18 protein-coding genes are annotated in these 18185 nt (G+C 43.5%); 9 read left to right on the top strand and 9 right to left on the bottom strand.

The annotated features are described in order from the left end of the window. Nucleotides 1-258: 258 nt before the first annotated feature. Complete coding sequence (locus QLG00_RS09400; protein WP_004946459.1) at nt 259-600, top strand: hypothetical protein; 342 nt, start codon at nt 259-261, stop codon at nt 598-600. Nucleotides 601-644: 44 nt separating this feature from the next. On the opposite strand, the gene grxD is transcribed toward QLG00_RS09400, so the two are convergent. Next, a complete protein-coding gene (gene grxD / locus QLG00_RS09395) occupies nt 645-986 on the bottom strand; it encodes a Grx4 family monothiol glutaredoxin (RefSeq protein ID WP_282470860.1) in 342 nt (113 codons plus the stop codon). Between the two features lie 165 nt (nt 987-1151). Here grxD and QLG00_RS09390 point away from each other — a divergent pair, with 165 nt between their 5' ends. Next, on the top strand, nt 1152-2366 hold the full coding sequence (locus QLG00_RS09390) for an aspartate aminotransferase family protein (RefSeq protein ID WP_151816069.1): 1215 nt from the start codon (nt 1152-1154) through the stop codon (nt 2364-2366). A 49-nt stretch (nt 2367-2415) separates the two neighbouring features. Here QLG00_RS09390 and QLG00_RS09385 read toward each other — a convergent pair whose 3' ends face one another. The 3 genes from QLG00_RS09385 to surE all read right to left on the bottom strand — a co-directional run bounded on the left by QLG00_RS09385 (nt 2416) and on the right by surE (nt 5186). Next, the gene (locus QLG00_RS09385; protein ID WP_004936521.1) at nt 2416-3345 is read right to left on the bottom strand and encodes a LysR family transcriptional regulator; all 930 of its coding nucleotides are present in this window, start codon (nt 3343-3345) and stop codon (nt 2416-2418) included. 109 nt (nt 3346-3454) lie between these two features. Next, a complete protein-coding gene (locus QLG00_RS09380; protein WP_282470859.1) occupies nt 3455-4288 on the bottom strand; it encodes a peptidoglycan DD-metalloendopeptidase family protein in 834 nt (277 codons plus the stop codon). A gap of 130 nt (nt 4289-4418) precedes the next feature. Continuing rightward, nucleotides 4419-5186: a 5'/3'-nucleotidase SurE gene (gene surE / locus QLG00_RS09375; protein WP_004946454.1), complete on the bottom strand. Its 768-nt coding sequence runs from the start codon at nt 5184-5186 to the stop codon at nt 4419-4421. A 248-nt stretch (nt 5187-5434) separates the two neighbouring features. On the opposite strand from surE, the gene QLG00_RS09370 reads away from it, so the two are divergent. The 3 genes from QLG00_RS09370 to QLG00_RS09360 all read left to right on the top strand — a co-directional run bounded on the left by QLG00_RS09370 (nt 5435) and on the right by QLG00_RS09360 (nt 7736). After that, nucleotides 5435-5833 carry a hypothetical protein gene (locus QLG00_RS09370; protein ID WP_004946453.1) on the top strand — a complete coding sequence of 133 codons (399 nt, stop codon included), beginning with the start codon at nt 5435-5437 and terminating at the stop codon, nt 5831-5833. A 117-nt stretch (nt 5834-5950) separates the two neighbouring features. Next, a complete protein-coding gene (gene dacC, locus QLG00_RS09365; protein ID WP_004936509.1) occupies nt 5951-7099 on the top strand; it encodes a D-alanyl-D-alanine carboxypeptidase PBP5/6 in 1149 nt (382 codons plus the stop codon). A gap of 91 nt (nt 7100-7190) precedes the next feature. Further along, complete coding sequence (locus tag QLG00_RS09360; RefSeq protein ID WP_282470858.1) at nt 7191-7736, top strand: gamma carbonic anhydrase family protein; 546 nt, start codon at nt 7191-7193, stop codon at nt 7734-7736. A 46-nt stretch (nt 7737-7782) separates the two neighbouring features. Here QLG00_RS09360 and QLG00_RS09355 read toward each other — a convergent pair whose 3' ends face one another. After that, complete coding sequence (locus QLG00_RS09355) at nt 7783-9078, bottom strand: prolyl oligopeptidase family serine peptidase (RefSeq protein WP_282470857.1); 1296 nt, start codon at nt 9076-9078, stop codon at nt 7783-7785. Nucleotides 9079-9406: 328 nt separating this feature from the next. Here QLG00_RS09355 and QLG00_RS09350 point away from each other — a divergent pair, with 328 nt between their 5' ends. The 4 genes from QLG00_RS09350 to purB are packed head-to-tail and all read left to right on the top strand — an operon-like array spanning nt 9407 to nt 13222. Continuing rightward, nucleotides 9407-9895, top strand: coding sequence for an NUDIX hydrolase (locus QLG00_RS09350; RefSeq protein ID WP_104125088.1), 489 nt, complete (start codon nt 9407-9409; stop codon nt 9893-9895). A 4-nt stretch (nt 9896-9899) separates the two neighbouring features. After that, nucleotides 9900-11033, top strand: coding sequence for a tRNA 2-thiouridine(34) synthase MnmA (gene mnmA, locus QLG00_RS09345; protein WP_282470856.1), 1134 nt, complete (start codon nt 9900-9902; stop codon nt 11031-11033). Nucleotides 11034-11046: 13 nt separating this feature from the next. Further along, on the top strand, nt 11047-11778 hold the full coding sequence (hflD, locus tag QLG00_RS09340; RefSeq protein ID WP_004936491.1) for a high frequency lysogenization protein HflD: 732 nt from the start codon (nt 11047-11049) through the stop codon (nt 11776-11778). 55 nt (nt 11779-11833) lie between these two features. Then, a complete protein-coding gene (gene purB, locus QLG00_RS09335) occupies nt 11834-13222 on the top strand; it encodes an adenylosuccinate lyase (RefSeq protein ID WP_004936488.1) in 1389 nt (462 codons plus the stop codon). 97 nt (nt 13223-13319) lie between these two features. On the opposite strand, the gene sohB is transcribed toward purB, so the two are convergent. The 4 genes from sohB to pstC all read right to left on the bottom strand — a co-directional run bounded on the left by sohB (nt 13320) and on the right by pstC (nt 18125). Beyond that, entirely contained in the window at nt 13320-14282 is a 963-nt protein-coding gene (sohB, locus tag QLG00_RS09330; RefSeq protein WP_282470855.1) for a protease SohB, read from the bottom strand. 146 nt (nt 14283-14428) lie between these two features. Continuing rightward, nucleotides 14429-15337 (bottom strand): phosphate ABC transporter ATP-binding protein PstB, encoded by a 909-nt coding sequence (gene pstB / locus QLG00_RS09325; RefSeq protein ID WP_004936484.1) that lies wholly within the window; start codon nt 15335-15337, stop codon nt 14429-14431. Nucleotides 15338-15351: 14 nt separating this feature from the next. Next, the gene (pstA, locus tag QLG00_RS09320; RefSeq protein ID WP_004936478.1) at nt 15352-16749 is read right to left on the bottom strand and encodes a phosphate ABC transporter permease PstA; all 1398 of its coding nucleotides are present in this window, start codon (nt 16747-16749) and stop codon (nt 15352-15354) included. Next, nucleotides 16746-18125 (bottom strand): phosphate ABC transporter permease subunit PstC, encoded by a 1380-nt coding sequence (gene pstC / locus QLG00_RS09315; protein ID WP_004946438.1) that lies wholly within the window; start codon nt 18123-18125, stop codon nt 16746-16748. The genes pstA and pstC overlap by 4 nt, the downstream gene beginning before the upstream one ends. Nucleotides 18126-18185 lie beyond the last annotated feature (60 nt).

Here is an 18185-nt window from a genome sequence, read left to right as displayed (position 1 = left end):
GCAGATCATTATTGCAACAGGTGAAGGGGCCAAAGCCGCATTGTCTGCCTTTGATTATATTATTCGCAATGGTTAATTTTTTAACGCAAGTGTAGTTTTACCTTTTTATAAGGCTTATCTTCCCCGATGGATAAGCCTTTTTTTTTATTGCATTTTTAAACATTTTAATTACAAATTTAAATCAGTAGATAGCATAATTTTTAGCATAATGAATTAACTTCGATATCAATCGGATGCCTCACAAAAAGGAAATATACAATGAAAAAACTGATGATGATTGCAAGCTTGGCGGCCGCTGTGGCACTGGTGGGTTGTAGTAAAGAAAAAGCCCCTGAGACAGGCGCAACAACAGGCCAACATTTGGAAAATGCAGCAACTCAAGCAGGCCACGATATTAAAGATGCTTCACACAACGCAGCTCAAAAAATTGAATCGGCTACAGACAACGCTGCGGCTAAAATCGATGCTGCTGCCGATAAAGCAGCTGCTTCAACTGAAAATGCAGCTCAAAAAACTGAAGCTGCAACACGTGATGCGACTCATGATGCCGCTGCACATGTCGAGAAAGCAGCGAAAGATGTGAAAGAAGACAGTAAATAAAAACAAAAAAATCCCACAATAATGTGGGATTTTTTATATCAGCATTATGCTTCTGGAGCTGGACTATGCTGCTCGATTAATGGCTTTAACTCACCATTTTGGAACATTTCGAGCATGATGTCGCTGCCACCAATAAGTTCGCCATTGACCCATAATTGAGGGAATGTTGGCCAGTTTGCAATGCCCGGCAATGTTGCACGAATATCTGGATTTTCGAGAATATTGACATAAGCAAATGGTCGCCCAATTTGACTCAGCGCTTCAACTGCACGCGCAGAAAAACCACACTGTGGAAATTGTGGCGTACCTTTCATGTAAAGTAACACTGCATGTTTAGCAATTTGGTCACGAATTAACGCTTCTGTATCACGCGCTTGTTCAGTCATAGATAAATCCTCAACTATTCTCAGGGCATTATACCTAAAAGTATACAATCCGTGTGCCTGATCCTAAGATTTCTCGCTTAATTTTCGTTTTATACTTTCTTTCCTGAAGAGTTTTTGCTTATATACCCTTTTTAATTCATTTCTTTTCACAGATAAGAGTACGATATGAATCACATCACCCTCGCCCCTGTACAACCTGATCAACCCACTCATTTGATGGCAACCTATGGCCGCCAAGCGATCAGTTTTGTGCGAGGCCGAGGATCTTATCTTTATACGGAAGATGGAACCGAGTATCTCGATGGCTTAACCGGGATTGCGGTCTGTGGACTGGGTCATGCACACCCTGTCATTGCCGAGGCGATCGCCGAACAGGCCGCGACGTTGGTACATACCAGTAATATCTTTGAAATTCCATGGCAAACGGCAGCAGCACAAAAGCTGGCTGAAGTTTCAGGCATGCACGAAATTTTCTTTTCAAACAGTGGTGCCGAGTCCAACGAAGGCGCAATCAAGATTGCGCGTAAGTTTGGCGCACAGCAAGGGATTCGACAACCTAAAATTATTGTGGCTGAAAAATCTTTTCATGGCCGTACCCTCGCCACTTTATCTGCAACTGGCAACAGTAAAGTACAAGAAGGCTTTTATCCATTGGTAGAAGGCTTTATACGCGTTCCTTTTGGTGATGTTGAAGCGATTCAAGAAGCTGCACTTCATCATCCTGATATCGTGGCTATTTTAATTGAACCGATTCAGGGCGAAGGCGGTATTAATACTGCACCTCAAGGTTTTAGCTATCTTGAAGAAGTGCGTGCATTGTGTAATCAACACAATTGGCTGATGATGTTAGACGAGATTCAAACTGGAAACGGCCGTACAGGAAAGTACTTTGCTTACCAGCACACCAATATTATTCCCGATGTTCTGACAACCGCTAAAGGCTTAGGCAATGGTTTTCCGGTGGGTGCTGTGATGACGCAAGGCAAAGCTGTTGGTCTGCTTGGGCCAGGTAGCCATGGTTCGACATATGGTGGAACAGTGCTGGGTTCACGAGTGGTTTACACCGTAATTGATACCATTCAAAAAGAGAATGTCATTGAAAATGCGGAAAAAGTGGGCAGTTATATTGTTGAACAGTTACGCGAACGTCTCGGAGAGTTTTCAGTTCAGGTGCGTGGCTTCGGTATGATGATTGGTATTGAATTACCTATGCCATGTGCAGATATCGTGCATAGTGCACGTGACAATTATAAGCTGATTGTCAATGTGACCGCAGGAAACGTAGTGCGTTTACTCCCACCACTCAATATGACATTTGAACAAGCCGATGACCTTTTGGCGCGTTTAGTGCCGGCCATTACAGATTTTATCAAGGCCTAAGTTAAATCAATCAAAAAAAGCCGCATCAGCGGCTTTTTTTATTCTGCGCTTAGCATGCTTCTAACAAATTACGACCGCCTGGAAGCTGGCCAAAATATTGTTTGAGAGCATCTAGACAACGATGAATTTTCATCGGTTGCTGTTCGCGCTTTTGAGTCAGTGCATACAAATTAAATGCAGGAAGGTTCCAATCCGGTAAGACCTCGACCAGCGAGCCATTGATCAATTCTTTTTGAACATCCAAATACAATATTCTGGCAACGCCGTGGCCTTGCTGGCATAGCGCTTTGGCGATAAATACGTTATTTGTTTGCAAACGATTTTTCATCTGAAGATCGACGCGTTCACCACTTGATGCGTGTTGAAACGAAAAATCTTGATAACCATTCATCAGATTAATTGGAATGAGATCATGATTCGCCAAATCTTCTGGGCGCGAAATTGGAGCCGATTGATTTAAATAACTTGGCGAGGCGACCAATACTTGATCGACACGCGCCATCGGAATGGCATTTAAACTCTGATCGTCTATACGTTGGCTCATCCGAATGGCTATATCAATCCGCCCTTCAATAAGATCTATATACCGATGATCAGCTTCAAAATGAACGGACAATCCGCGATGAGCAGACATCCAATGTGACAATGCAGGAATCACGTGGAATGCACCTAACTCTGGTGTCGTCGCAATGCGAAGATCCCCGATTAAATCATCCCTTAATTCGTTGATCCGAATTTTTCCACGCTCTGCAGCAGCGAGCATTTCTTGACAACTGTGGAAAAAAGCTTGTCCAGCCTCAGTTAAGCTTAACTTTCGGGTAGAGCGATGTAGCAGTGTAACATCCATCTCTTGCTCTAGTGACCGAATTTGCTGACTGACGGCACTGGTGGTGATACCCAAATTTCGGGCTGCACCACTGAACGAACTTTTCTCTACAACACAAGCAAATACTCCCATTGCTCGAAGTTGATCTAACATAAATTTCCCTCTGAACTTATGAGATGCTCCTTATCTAAATATGATAAAAGCAACTCGTTGTATTATACGGAGAAATCTATGCTTTGCATTATCTAATTCATAATTCCTATTAGTTAATTGGGATAATGTTGGCAGGATTAATCGGTTTACCATCTAAACGCACCTGAAACTCAAGCATCACGCGGTTTGTACCTGAAGATCCCATTTCAGCAATTTTTTGACCGGCCGTTACATTATCTCCGCTTTTTACGAGCATCTTGCTGTTATGTGCATACGCTGTGATATAGCCATCGACATGTTTAACCAGCACCAAGTTTCCATATTCTTTTAAGCCATCTGCCGCATATACTACCTGACCGTTTGCTGCTGCGAAGACTGGATCACCTTGGTTTCCACCATAGCGTATCCCTTTGATATTACTTGCCAAATTAAAGTTTTGAATGACTGGACCATTCGATGGTTTCATCCAGCGCAAAGTACTTGGTACAGGTGAAACAGGAACAACTGGCGCTGGTACAGTATTTACAGGCGTGGTGGTTCTTGGTGGAGTGGTTTGCGCCGTTGTGGTCGGTAAATTAATACTCTGGCGTTGAATAGGTGCAGATTGAACCATTGGCTGAGTAGTCACAGAGCGACGGGTTGCGGAGCCTTTCAAACGTAAAGATTGGTTTACATAAATGCGATATGGCGGTGCAATATCATTGAGCTCTGCCACATTTAAATAATTTAAACCATAGCGTGCGGCAATCCCGCTTAATGTATCACCTGAACGCACCGTATAGTAATCTGGCGCACTCGTATATCGAACTTGCTGATTTATCTGAGGTTTTGAGGCACATCCGGTGATTGCAAGTGTACCAGCAACCGCAGCAGACAACATTATTGTTTTGATGAAAGTATGGGCCGAAGCATTAAAATCCCGTTGTTGTCGAAGCAATTGCATTTATCTCCCTCTCGAATCAAGCAACACTAACAAATCGTTGCACTAAGATTACCAAAAAAGGATGAAGAAACGAGTCTCTTCACCTTTTTTTCACAAAGTTACAACACTTACAGCGCGGTTAGTTATAGCTCTAGCCTATATATGTTTGTAAGTCTTCTAAAATATTATAATTGGTTGCATCCATCTGAATCGGGGTAATGCTGACATAACCATTGGCGACTGCAAAGAAATCTGACTGGATATGTGACGGCGTTTTTCTTGGATCTGTTACGGCTTCCCCAGCAAGACCAATCCAATAGACCTGACGTCCACGCGGATCGACATGACTGGTAATTGGCTTGGCTTGACCACGTAGCCCCTGATAGGTGACTTTTTCGCCTTTTAGCTCAGGCACGTCTGGAATATTGATATTGAGAATATGACGTGCTGGTAAATTTGGCAGTCCTTTTTTAATAAAGTCATGAACCCATTGTGCAGCAACGGCATAGTCGTTGATATTTTCATAAGAACGCACATTACTGCCTGCCAGAGACACCGCAATCGCTGGCTGCTTCATTAAGCGTCCTTCAAATGCAGCACCCACCGTACCCGAGTACAGTACATCGTCACCTAAATTGGCGCCGCTGTTAATTCCGCTCACGACCAGATCAAACTCAAAATCAAACAAGCCGTTCATTGACAGATATACACAGTCGGCAGGAGTACCGTTGACCGCCCAGACATCTTGTGCAATTTGAATCGGACGCAGTGGTCGGTCAAGCGTTAAGGCACTCGAGTAGCCACTGCGCTCACTTTCTGGTGCTACGATGACCACCCGCCCCAGCGGACGTAATGCTTTGGCTAATGCTTGAATTCCGGGAGCAAACACACCGTCGTCATTGGCTATTAAAATATTCACTTCAAGCAGACTCTATCTAATCAACGAAAACAAGGCTCCGATTATATCGCCATGTTCTTATCAATATTCAAGCCCCAAAGCGATGCACTGCGCAAAAATCATGCTGATTTTTAAGATGATTATGTACTCTTTTCACCTGTATGATTTTTCGATAAACCAACATCAAGTATACATTTTTGACTTTTATTCTTTTCAGATCACGGTACTCTAGTGAAATTACTGTATTTTAGATGTGATTTAGGTCAACAATGAAAAAATCGATTGCTTTACGTATTTCCTCCGCTTTGCTTGTTGTATCGAGTGCCCTATTACCCGTAGTTCACGCTGCCGATGCGAAAGACATGTCTGAAAATATTGAAGTGACACCGCAAGAAGGCATTACGCAAGAAGAGCTCGCAGCAATCCGTGTACTGCATGAAATTTGCCCAAAATTGGTTGCACAAGACAAAGCTGCATTTGAATCTGGCTACTCACGTTTGGTTAAAGACTATATGCCAAACGAAAGTAATCCAGATGAGGCATTAGAAAAACTCAGCAAACAAAAAAATTTCCAGAAGTTTTTAAAAGAAGCGCGTGCTGATGCCAAAAAGGCTGGTGATGAGCAAAATCGTGCTGTTTGCGAAGATGTAAAAGCATATAAGTCATAATTTAATCGTATTTACAATACTGTGTGAAATAAGCCGACTTTCCCGTAGAAGTCGGCTTTGCTTTATCCTAAAATGCTAGGCTCTTCTGCTTTACTCAAGATATTGGACCAACTAGAAATGACTCTAAAAAGCGCCCTTGCTGCACTCGTTCTTTTACCCTCATTTTCCTATGCAGCAACTGTGTTATCCACACCACCAGAATTAAATAACAAATCCTATGTCCTGATGGATTATGAAACCGGTCAAATTCTTGCATCTAAAAATGAAAATGAGCATCTTGCACCGGCTTCAATGACCAAAATGATGACCAGTTACATCATTGAGCAGAAGCTTTTAAAAGGCGAATTAACCGAAGGCGAACAGGTTCGTATGAATGAATCTGCATGGTGCCGCGGAAGTAGTTCAGAATCGTGTATGTATGTACCATTAAATGGCACGGCAACAGTCCTTGAAATGTTGCGTGGTATTATTGTGCAATCGGGTAATGATGCTTCTAAAGCCATGGCAGAGCATGTGGCAGGCAATGAAGGTACATTTGCCCACATGATGAACCAAGAAGCCAAACGTTTAGGTATGGTGAATACCCACTTTATGAACTCGACTGGCTTGCCAGCAGAAGGTCATTATTCATCTGCCAAAGATATGGCACTGCTTGCACAGCACATCATTAAAGACAGTTCAAAGTACTACCCAATTTATTCAGAAAAAGAATTCACCTTTAACGGTATTAAGCAAGGTAACCGTAATGCATTGCTATACACCGACCCTAGTGTAGACGGTCTGAAAACTGGACACACCTCGGAAGCAGGTTACTGCCTCACCACATCGAGTAAACGTGGGCCAATGCGCTTGATTTCAGTTATTTTTGGAACCAACAGTGTTAATGAGCGTGCCAACCAAACCCGTACTCTTTTAGCGTGGGGCTTTTCAAACTTTGAAACGGTAAACGTTCAACCTGCAAATCAAGTGCTTGCCAAGGCCAAAGTATGGTTTGGTAAAGAAAATGAAGTGCAGATTGGTTTGGCAGAAAACTTCAATGTCACCATGCCAAAAGGTCAGGCAGACAACATTAAAACCCAATTGGTTGTACAACCAAAATTGAATGCACCGCTACAAAAAGGTCAGGTTGTGGGCAAATTGGTTGCAACACTTGATGGTAAAGTGATTGCAGAAAAACCATTGGTGGCACTAAAACCAGTCGAAGAAGCGGGCTTTTTCTCGCGTTTGATCGACCATATCAAGCAGTTTTTTAGCAACCTGTTTTAATTGGTTGTAATAAAAATGAAGGCATTCTTGTTTTAAACATGAATGCCTTTTTTCTTTTATACTGTATAAAACTCAACGATATTGATCACTAATGAAAAAAAATATACGTCCTTATCTCGAACATCAGCCTAAAATCGACTCAAGCTGTTACGTCGATGAAATGTCGGTTGTGATTGGTGATGTTCAACTGGCTGAACATACGTCGGTATGGCCATTTGCTGTGATTCGGGGCGATGTAAATCAGATTCGGATTGGTCGCAACAGTAATGTACAAGATCACTGCATGCTGCACGTAAGCCATAAAAATGAGACCAAGCCAAATGGTTCCCCCCTAACCATTGGGGAAGACGTTACCATTGGCCATCATGTCACCTTGCATGGCTGTACCATCGGAAATCGTGTTTTGGTTGGAATCAATACCGTGATTTTAGATGACGCGATGATTGAAGATGATGTCATGATTGGTGCAGGAAGCTTGGTTCCACCACGCAAACGACTTGAAAGTGGTTATTTGTATGTGGGTAGCCCTGTGGTTCAAGTGCGTCCATTAACCGAAAAAGAAAAAGCATTTTTGCCTTATTCGGCACAGCATTATGTGAAGGTTAAAAATAACTATTTAAATCAATTAGAAGCCTAAGCTATCACCCCAAGATTGACGCTTAAAATCTTGGGGTGATGTTTGCTTAAGGACGAGCCGGCATATAAGTCTGAATAAAGTTCACTGCATCGGCGTTTTTATCGACGATCGCTTGGGTATGTGTAGCACCTGGTACAGTGAGTAACTGCACATTAGTTCCCTGTGCTTTCATCGCGTTATAGAGCGCGAGCGTAACAGGATACGGCACACTCATATCTGCGGTTCCCTGAATAATCATGATCGGTTTATCAATCTTTTTTGTGCCCGGCTGACTTGCCGCCAAGAATGATTTGATTTGCGCACTGGCTTCAAATTTCTGCTGATTTAATCCAGGATAATCCAGAAGCTTTTTACTTGGATTGTCACTTAAAAACTTAACAATATCTTGAGCAAATCGATAGCGTAGACTGTCTTGTGGCGCATTCACCGGATCTGTACTGTCAAGACACAATCCGTTTTCACCCGTACTTCCTTCTGCCATTTCAGCAATCAGTTGTGAGCGCGTATCACTAAAGATTTCTCTGTAGTTGAAACTTGGATCGGATGCCTTAATTCCGACTGCAGCAAATGCAGCATAGGTCAGTAAAGTTGCATAAGCCCCAATAGAGCCATTTTCTGCACGATAGGCCAAACTTGCACCGGCATCTAATTCTTTTTGTTCGGCAGCCACAAGTGCAGCTGGGGCAACACTAAAAATAATCTGACCCAAACTCGATGCAGGTGCGCCTGCCACAGCGCCCTTAAAGTTAGTATCACTATTGGCAAATTCAGCTGTTCCCAATGATGCCTGACCGCCTTGTGACTGACCAATCGACATCCATTGTTTATTAAGCTTGCTGCCATAATGTTCCTGTGCTGCCTTAACAGCCGAAATTGCAGAACGTGCTTCACTTTCAAGATGCAAATAAGGATGTATTCCTGGCGTTCCAAGTCCTTCATAATCTGGTGCCACAATCACGTACCCTGCAGCCAAAAGACTTTTAGCCAATGGATCTTTAAAGCGTGGCCCAAGTAGATTATTGGTAGGTGCACAGCTATCGCCCACACCTAAGGTTCCGTGTTCCCAGACCATAACGCGATAGCCATCTGCCGGCTGCGCAGTTTTCGGGAATAAAACCATTGCGGTTGCATTGACAGCGACATTTCTGACGCTTTGCATTTTATACGTCATGACCGTGATTGAAGCGGCTTCACTTAGTGAATCCTTTGCGTAAGCCGATTCTGATACATATGTAGATGAACCCACGCTACCAGATGAATTGTCATCATCATTACAAGCCGCCAGCATGAATACCGATAAGCATGAAAGTGCAAGCATCCGTTTTTTCAATATTTTTTGCATGATATTATTCCAGTTATTTTAATTTATACCCTAATCCTTAGGGGCTTCATTATAAAATCACATTTTGATGATACTTGAAACATTAATAGAAATTAAATCTGTCTACTCCTTCATGTTTTTGCATTACTCTGTAGTCATTCTAAAGGTTTTAGCAAATGCTGGAGATTCTATATTTAGACTTAAAAGATTGCTTTAACATTATTTTTAATGCACCTTGAATGTGAGTTTTGCGTGCTTTTTACCTTAATGGCTCACTGCACCGCGTTATAGCCTAGCCACAAAGGTGCAAATTTTGTAGAATATGCGTTTTAAAATCATGGTGCTGTTTATGACTGCTTGGACACCTCATGTCACCGTTGCCACTGTTGTCGAAAAAAATGGCCGATTCTTATTGGTTGAAGAACACAGCGAAGGCTTCGTACATACCGTGTTTAACCAGCCTGCAGGCCATGTCGAAGCTGGCGAAACGCTCATTGATGCCGCGATTCGTGAGACTTTTGAAGAAACAGCGCATCGCGTGGCAATCGACCATTTACTTGGCATTTACAGCTATACGCCGCCTATGTTTCCAGATCACACCTATTATCGATTTTGTTTTTTGGCGCATGTGCTAGATGTCGATACAGAAGCACAACTCGACACCGATATCGTCGCTGCAGTCTGGATGACGCCAGATGAGCTTGAAATTTCGGCACGTGCTCGAAGTCCGCTGGTGTTAAAAGCCATTCAAGATGCCTTGGCTGGAAAGAAATATCCTTTATCGCTCGTATATGAGCATCCCTTCGCTTCTCCCCTCACTTCTCAATTGGATGCCTAGTCCTATGCAACAACGTGTCATCGTCGGTATGTCTGGTGGTGTAGATTCATCTGTTTCTGCTGCACTTTTACTTCAACAGGGTTATCAGGTTGAAGGTCTTTTCATGAAAAACTGGGAAGAAGATGATGGAACCGAGTATTGCACAGCACTAGAAGATTTGGCTGATGCTCAGGCTGTAGCCGACAAAATTGGGATCAAGCTACATACTGCAAATTTTGCAATGGAATATTGGGACCGCGTATTTGAACACTTTTTAGCAGAATATGCTGCTGGGCGTACGCCTAACCCGGATATTTTGTGCAATAAAGAAATCAAGTTTCGAGCATTTTTAGATCACGCCATGACACTCGGCGCAGATTTTATTGCAACAGGCCACTATGCGCGTCGTGGTTCAAGTATGCAAAACTCACGTGGTGAAACGTATGCACCGTTATTGCGTGGTGTAGACAACAATAAAGATCAGACCTACTTCTTGCATGCTGTACATGGTCGCGAAATTAATAAAACTTTGTTCCCAGTAGGTGAAATCGAAAAGCCTGAAGTTCGCAAGATCGCTGAACAGTTAGATTTAGCCACTGCCAAGAAAAAAGATTCGACGGGTATCTGCTTTATTGGTGAACGCCGATTCAATGACTTCTTAAAGCAATATCTGCCAGCTCAGCCGGGTAAAATTGTACTCGATAATGGTAAAGACGTTGGTGAACATCATGGCTTGATGTACTATACGCTGGGTCAGCGTGGTGGTATTGGCTTGGGTGGCATGAAAGGCGCAAGCGAAGGTGCTTGGTTTGTATTGCACAAAGACTTGGAAAACAACCGTTTGGTGGTTGGTCAAGGTCATGAACATCCTTTGATGCAAAGTACCGCACTTTGGAGTGAAAATATTGATTGGGTGGCGGGTGAACAGGAAATTCCTGCTACAGGTTTCCGATGTACTGCAAAAACTCGCTACCGTCAGCCAGATCAAGCGTGTACAATTTACCGTGATGAATACAACGAAAACCGTATAAGAGTTGAGTTTGACCAACCGCAACGCGCCGTTACACCGGGTCAAAGTGTTGTTTTTTATTCGGATGAAATTTGTTTGGGTGGTGGTGTAATCCTCAATACCAACGCCCCAAAACCTGATTTTATATAAAGGGATCTTAGGCATGGTTGATACCCCTTTTCAACAGCCTCAATCATTGAATGTTCGTCAGAACCGTGCATTAGCGTTGGCGGGTGTCTTTCAAGCCACCCAGCTGACTCATATGACCGCCATGACCGGACAGCAAAGTATTGGGGAAAGCGGGAATTTTTATTTTGAGCAACTCATTAAAGCCAGCCTAAATATCCGACCTGCGGTGAACTCCTCAACACAAACACTGGACTTTTTCAATCAACTCGGCGATATCGCTCTTGGCCTCAAAACGCTTGAAAGCAGTATCAACCAACCATTTAGTCCCACGCCAAAAACAAAAATCCCCAAAATGCCAAGCGCCAAGCTACCTATGTCGTATGCCATGGCGCTGCTTCATCTTGAAAAAAAGGTGTATAGCAATCCTGAATATGTGGCAATTATTGAAAAATCACAGCAAAAAATTCTCAAGCAATTGTCTTTTTTTGATCATAACTATTTACACTCCAGCATTATTGCAAATCTTGCCCAAGCCTATGTCGATACCGCAGGTCAGATTAACCCGCGGATTTTGGTACGCGGTAATGCAGAAGCATTTAAAGATGCCAATCATACCAATCGCATTCGTGCCTGCTTGTTTACCGGCTTGCAACTTGCACATCTGTGGCGCCAGCTCGGTGGTAGTTCATGGAACATGATTTTTAGCAAACGTAAATTGCTTCAAGATATTCAAACTCTCGCTCGCTTACAGTATCAAATGGTCTAGATCTGATGCTGCTGCGATTTTCGTTTTACGTCAATTCCCTGTTTAAGGAATCTCTATGAACGCTTTAACTGCCCTCTCTCCATTAGACGGACGTTATGCCAGCAAATGTGATGCTTTGCGCCCTTTTCTTTCTGAGTTTGGTTTGATTCATGCTCGTGTGACAGTTGAAGTTCGCTGGTTACAAGCACTTGCGAACCACGCCGAAATCATTGAGATTGCTCCTTTTTCAGCTCAAACCAATGCAGCACTCGACGCAATCGTTGCAGATTTTTCTGAAGATGATGCGAACCGCATTAAAGAAATCGAACGCACCACCAACCACGATGTGAAAGCAGTTGAGTATTTCTTGAAAGAAAAAATTGCAAATATCGATGAACTCAAAAATGCAGGTGAATTCATTCACTTTGCATGTACCTCTGAAGACATCAATAACTTGTCACATGCTTTAATGCTTAAAAATGGTCGTGATGTACTTGTGGCGAGCATGAAAGACATCTTAAATGCAATTGCTGCGCTTGCAACCACGCATGCCGAACAGCCAATGTTGTCTCGTACACATGGTCAGACTGCCAGCCCAACGACGCTTGGTAAAGAAATGGCAAACGTGGCTTACCGTTTGGCACGTCAGATTAAACAATTTGAAAATGTCGAATTGCTTGGCAAAATCAATGGCGCGGTCGGTAACTACAATGCACACTTGTCGGCTTATCCATCGATTGACTGGGCTGCGCATGCGCAAGCATTTGTCGAATCTTTAGGCTTAAACTTCAACCCGTACACCACGCAAATTGAGCCACACGATTATATGGCCGAGTTGTTTGATGCGCTACGTCGTTACAACACCATCTTGATCGATTTTAACCGCGACGTTTGGGGTTACATTTCGTTGGGTTATTTCAAGCAAAAGCTTAAAGATGGCGAAGTAGGTTCTTCAACCATGCCACACAAGGTCAATCCGATTGACTTTGAAAACTCAGAAGGTAACCTCGGTATTGCCAATGCGGTACTAGCACATTTGGGCGAGAAACTTCCAGTGTCACGCTGGCAGCGTGACCTGACCGATTCAACCGTATTACGTAATATGGGTGTCGGTTTTGCTCAAAGTCTAATTGCTTTTGAAGCTTGCTTAAAAGGTATTGGTAAACTTGAACTCAACGCTGCTCGTCTTGCTGAAGATCTAGATCAAGCACAGGAAGTATTGGCTGAGCCAATTCAGACTGTAATGCGTCGTTACAACGTTGAAAAACCATATGAAAAGCTAAAAGCTTTAACACGTGGTCAAGCCATGACACGCGATATGATGGTGAACTTCGTCAATGGTGATGAATTGACTCAAGTACCGAGTGAAGATCGTGCACGTTTGGCCGAAATGACGCCAGCAAGCTATACCGGCAATGCAGCAGATCAAGCAAAACAAATTCATGACCTCATTGCCAAACTCTAAGTTGGTCTTCTAGTCATAAAAAAGCGGAATTTAAATTCCGCTTTTTTTATTGCATTCATGGGTTACTACGCGTTTTTTTAAAATATTATGCGTAAGATTAAAGCTTAGGATCGCGTAGCTGTACCAAATGACCATTGGCTTTGATCAAGGTGTCGGTAAGTTTGGACACTACAGCAGGAATCAGTGTATCTGCAATCTGGGCAGCTTGAAGACCTAATTTTTCACCAAGGGTTGGTTTTTTACGTGTTGTAATCACAAATACATCATGCTGCGGCAACAAGCTCAATAAATATTCATCTGAGGTTTGCAGCTTGTCGACCAGATTCAGATCAAGTGCATCTTGACCATACCAATGCTCACCCGTTGCAACTTTTTCAACATTGAGCTGTGGACGGTACTTTTCTACAAAATGCTTAAATAATGCATGGGTTTGTTGAAGTTCTTGCTCGAATTTGGCTTTTCCTTCAGGGGTGTTTTCACCAAACATGGTCACGGTACGTTTATATTCACCAGCAGTATACAGCTCAAAATCTACATTATGTTCTTTGAGTAATCGATTGAAATTTGGCACCTGAGCCACCACACCAATCGAGCCTAAAATGGCAAAAGGCGCAGAAATAATTTCACTCGCAATACACGCCATCATGTAGCCGCCACTGGCCGCCACTTTATCGACCACGATGGTCAGATGAAAGCCCGCATCACGCAAACGTACCAACTGCGCAGCTGCCAGACCATAACCATGCACCATGCCACCCGGGCTTTCTAAACGCAGTACCACACGATCTTTACCAGATTTTGCAGTCGCCAGAACGAGCGTAATTTCTTCACGAAGCTGCTCAACAGCAGAAGCTTGTACATCACCTTTAAAATCGAGTACATACACTTTCTGGTTCTTTTTCTTACGTGCTTTGGCTTCTTTGGCAAGTTGTTGTGTGAGCTGTAACAGCTCAAGTTTAGATGCAGTGGTTTGTGCAATCTTTTTTCGTTGTTCATTTACACGTGCATTTAAATGTGTGACACGTAATTCGGCTGGTAATTTAGGTAAATGAAATAACATAGTTCGGCCATTCTCTAATTGCACATTATTTAGATAAAGATGAGGACATTCTTTAGAAAATTCAATATCTATTTTGAAAACAGTCGAGTTTACGCCCTATTTTTAGGCATAAAAAAAGGCCCGAAGGCCTTCTCTTATACGTTTCATCAACCGAAGCGTCCGGTAATGTAAGCCTCTGTCAATTGATGATCTGGCTGCGTGAAGACTTTTTCAGTTGAGTTCACTTCGATCAAATCACCCAAATGGAAGTACGCCGTACGATCTGAAACACGTGCCGCCTGCTGCATCGAGTGGGTAACAATCGCGATAGTGTACTGATGCGAAAGCTCTGAAATCAGTTCTTCAATTTTTGCCGTTGCAATCGGATCTAGTGCCGAACATGGCTCATCCATTAAAATCACATCTGGACTTACCGCAATGGTTCGTGCAATACATAAACGCTGTTGCTGACCACCCGAAAGACCAGTGCCCGGCTGATTCAGACGATCTTTCACTTCATCCCACAAACCTGCTTTATGCAAGCTATTTTCAACAATTTCTTCAAGGTCGTATTTATCGCGCGCCAAACCGTGAAGCTTCGGACCATATGCAACATTTTCAAAAATAGATTTTGGAAATGGGTTTGGCTTTTGGAACACCATGCCCACTTGAGCACGAAGCAACACAACATCCAGATTTGGATCATAAATGTCTTGGTTGTCGAGCAACACTTTACCTGTCACTCGGCAACTATCAATCGTGTCATTCATGCGGTTTAAGGTACGCAAAAAGGTCGATTTACCACAGCCCGATGGTCCGATAAAGGCAATCACTTCGTTTTCGTAAACTTCCAGATCGATCCCTTTAATGGCTTCACTTTCGCCATAATATACATGCACATCGCTGGTGCTGATCTTAATGGTTTTGTTTACGTCTTTTTTAGGTGATGTGTTCGGATCGATTGACACAAATGAACCATGACGTTTTTGTGGTGTATCTGTACCAGTAGACTGCATTTGTTCTGAGGTCACTGTCGTATCCTTTTCTACGGGACGGGTTGTATTCATAGTATTCATGATCTGTTCCTCAATTACCAACGCACTTCAAACTTTTTACGTAACCAAATGGCAAGGCTGTTTAAGCCAATCATCATCACCAGCAACACAATAATCGCAGCGGCGGTTCGGCCTTCGAAGAAATTGCGCAGCTCGTTACCCTGCCACAAGAAAATTTGGACTGGAAGCGCAGTAGATTGATCCAGTGGAGAAGTCGGTACACTGGCAACGAAAGCACTCATCCCGATCAATAACAGTGGTGCTGTTTCACCTAAAGCCTGTGCCACACCAATGATGGCACCGGTTAAAATACCAGGAAGCGCCAATGGTAAAACATGATGAAAAACGGTTTGTACTTTTGATGCACCTAGACCGAGTGCAGCCTGACGAATCGAAGGCGGTACCGCTTTTAAAGATGCACGCGTGGTAATAATCACTGTCGGTAAAGTCATTAAACTCAGTACCAAGCCCCCAACCAGCGGCGCAGAAAGTGGTAGATGCATCCAGTTAATAAAGATGGCAGCCCCGAGCAAACCAAATACGATTGAAGGTACCGCCGCTAAGTTGTTGATATTGACTTCGATGGTGTCGGTTAAGATATTTTGTTTAGCAAACTCTTCCAGATAAATCGCACTGGCCACACCAATCGGGATAGAGATAAAAATCACGATCAGCATCATGAACAACGAGCCCATGAATGCACCAGCTAAACCACTCGTTGCAGGAGAGCTACGCGAGTCTGGGTTGGTAAACAAACTGGTATTAAAGGTATGTGACAAAATGCCTTTTGCTTCAAGCTGATCGGCCAGCTGTCGAACTTCCGGGCTGAGCTGTTGTTGATCGTCTGGTAAAGAACGGTCAATTTTACCTGTCAGCCAGACATCAATGTTAGCATCGGCCAAGAACTTGATCTCTTCGCGTTTACCCACTAATGACGGATCTTGAAATACCATATCGCGTAAACGATAGGCTTCCGAACTGGTATATAAACTGGTGAGATCATCACGTTTGGCAGCCAAAGCTGGATCTTTAGCAATCATGCCGTTTACGATGAGTGCATCCCAATCGACCATGCCCATTTTGGTTTGCCAATCGATATAGCGTTCCTGAAAGTGCGCTGGGGTCTCACCTGCTGCTTGAGTAGGCTTAGGGCCAGCATTGATAATCGTCGGGTCGAAATAAACAGGAACAGTCACGCTGGTTTGCCAAAATGCAGGTAAGCCTTTGGCCAAAATACTGCCGAATAATAAAGCAACAAACAGCAAACCAATGACCACTGCGGATAAGCCGAATATACGAAACGACTTTTCTTTGCGATGACGTTTTGCCAGCGACTTTTGAATTTTACTTTTGCGCTTCGCACGTAATTCGGCGGCAACTTGTGGATCAAATGCATTCTGATCCACTGGTGTAGATGTATTGGATAGACTCATTCGTATTGCTCACGATATTTACGCACGATGTAGAGTGCAATAATGTTGAGACCAAGCGTGATCACAAAAAGGGTTAAACCAAGGGCAAAAGCCACCAAAGCCTGTGGACTTGCAAAGTCGGTATCACCAGTGAGCTGATTCACAATCGTCACCGTAACGGTCGATACAGCTTCAAGCGGATTGATATGCAATAGCGGGCTGTTACCTGCGGCCAATACCACAATCATGGTTTCACCAATCGCACGAGATGCCGCGAGCAAAAATGCACCAATAATACCGGGTAGTGCAGCTGGCAAGACCACCTGACGGATGGTTTCCGATTTGGTTGCACCCAAACCTAAAGAGCCATCACGAAGTGCGCGAGGAACTTGGGTAATAATGTCATCTGAAAGTGAAGAAACAAACGGAATGATCATGATACCCATAACGAAACCGGCTGTAAGTGCGCTGGTTGCGGTGATATTAAGACCAATCATTTCACCTGCTTCTTTAAAGAACGGCCCAATCACCATCAGTGCAAACACACCATATACAATGGTGGGAATACCAGCCAGAATCTCGATGGTTGGTTTTGCCCATGAGCGCAGCGTTGAAGATGCATACTCAGATAAGTAAATCGCAATCATCAGGCCTAGCGGAACAGACACCAATAGTGCAATACCACTCACCATGAGGGTGCCCCAGAGTAAAGGCAACAGGCCATAACTCCCTTCGGCATTCCCTGATGTGCTAAAGCCCGGATTCCATTCGGTACCAAAGAAGAAATCAAAGGGACTAACAAAACTGAAAAAGCGTAATGCCTCACTAAACATCGACATCACAATGCCCAAAGTGGTTAAAATCGCCACACCTGAACACAGCGCTAAGGTAATGTTAATCACGCGCTCGACTTTATTTCGCGCACGGTAGCTTTGACCGATGCGTTTCTTGGCAAAAAGAAGGCCTGCAATAGCAGCACACAACACCACAGCCAGCTTGGCATAAGAGCCAATAGTCTGGAATTTTGCCAGTTGCTGCGCTGCAGCCAGCTCATATGCGGCAGGCTGATCGGTTACTCCAAAACCTGATGCAATGGCTTTTACACGATTGAGCAGCACTTCAACACTGGCTTGATCCATACCTGCATAAATGGAAGCAGGCACCTGATTGAGTACAATTTGTTTTAAAAAATGCGGTTCAGCAATATTCCAAACAATTAAAATTAAAAACGCAGGGATACCACACCATAACGCCACCAGCGCACCGTAATAACCCGGGCGTGAGTGCAATAACGCGGAATTATTTCCCTTACCTGCTAGGCTACGGCTTTTAGATAACCCGATTTGATAAGCTATAGCAATCAAAGCCAATAGCACGCCAATCAATAGCAGATTCATGTAATCTCCACCGTTTTTTCAATTTTGATTCTTTGAAAAAACTTTGCTAGAAAAAAGCTG

It is taken from the genome of Acinetobacter sp. V89_7 (genome assembly GCF_029967895.1).
GTDB lineage: Bacteria > Pseudomonadota > Gammaproteobacteria > Pseudomonadales > Moraxellaceae > Acinetobacter > Acinetobacter soli.
The sequence above is the reverse complement of the archived record's forward strand: the minus strand, read 5'-3'. Positions and strand labels throughout refer to the sequence as shown.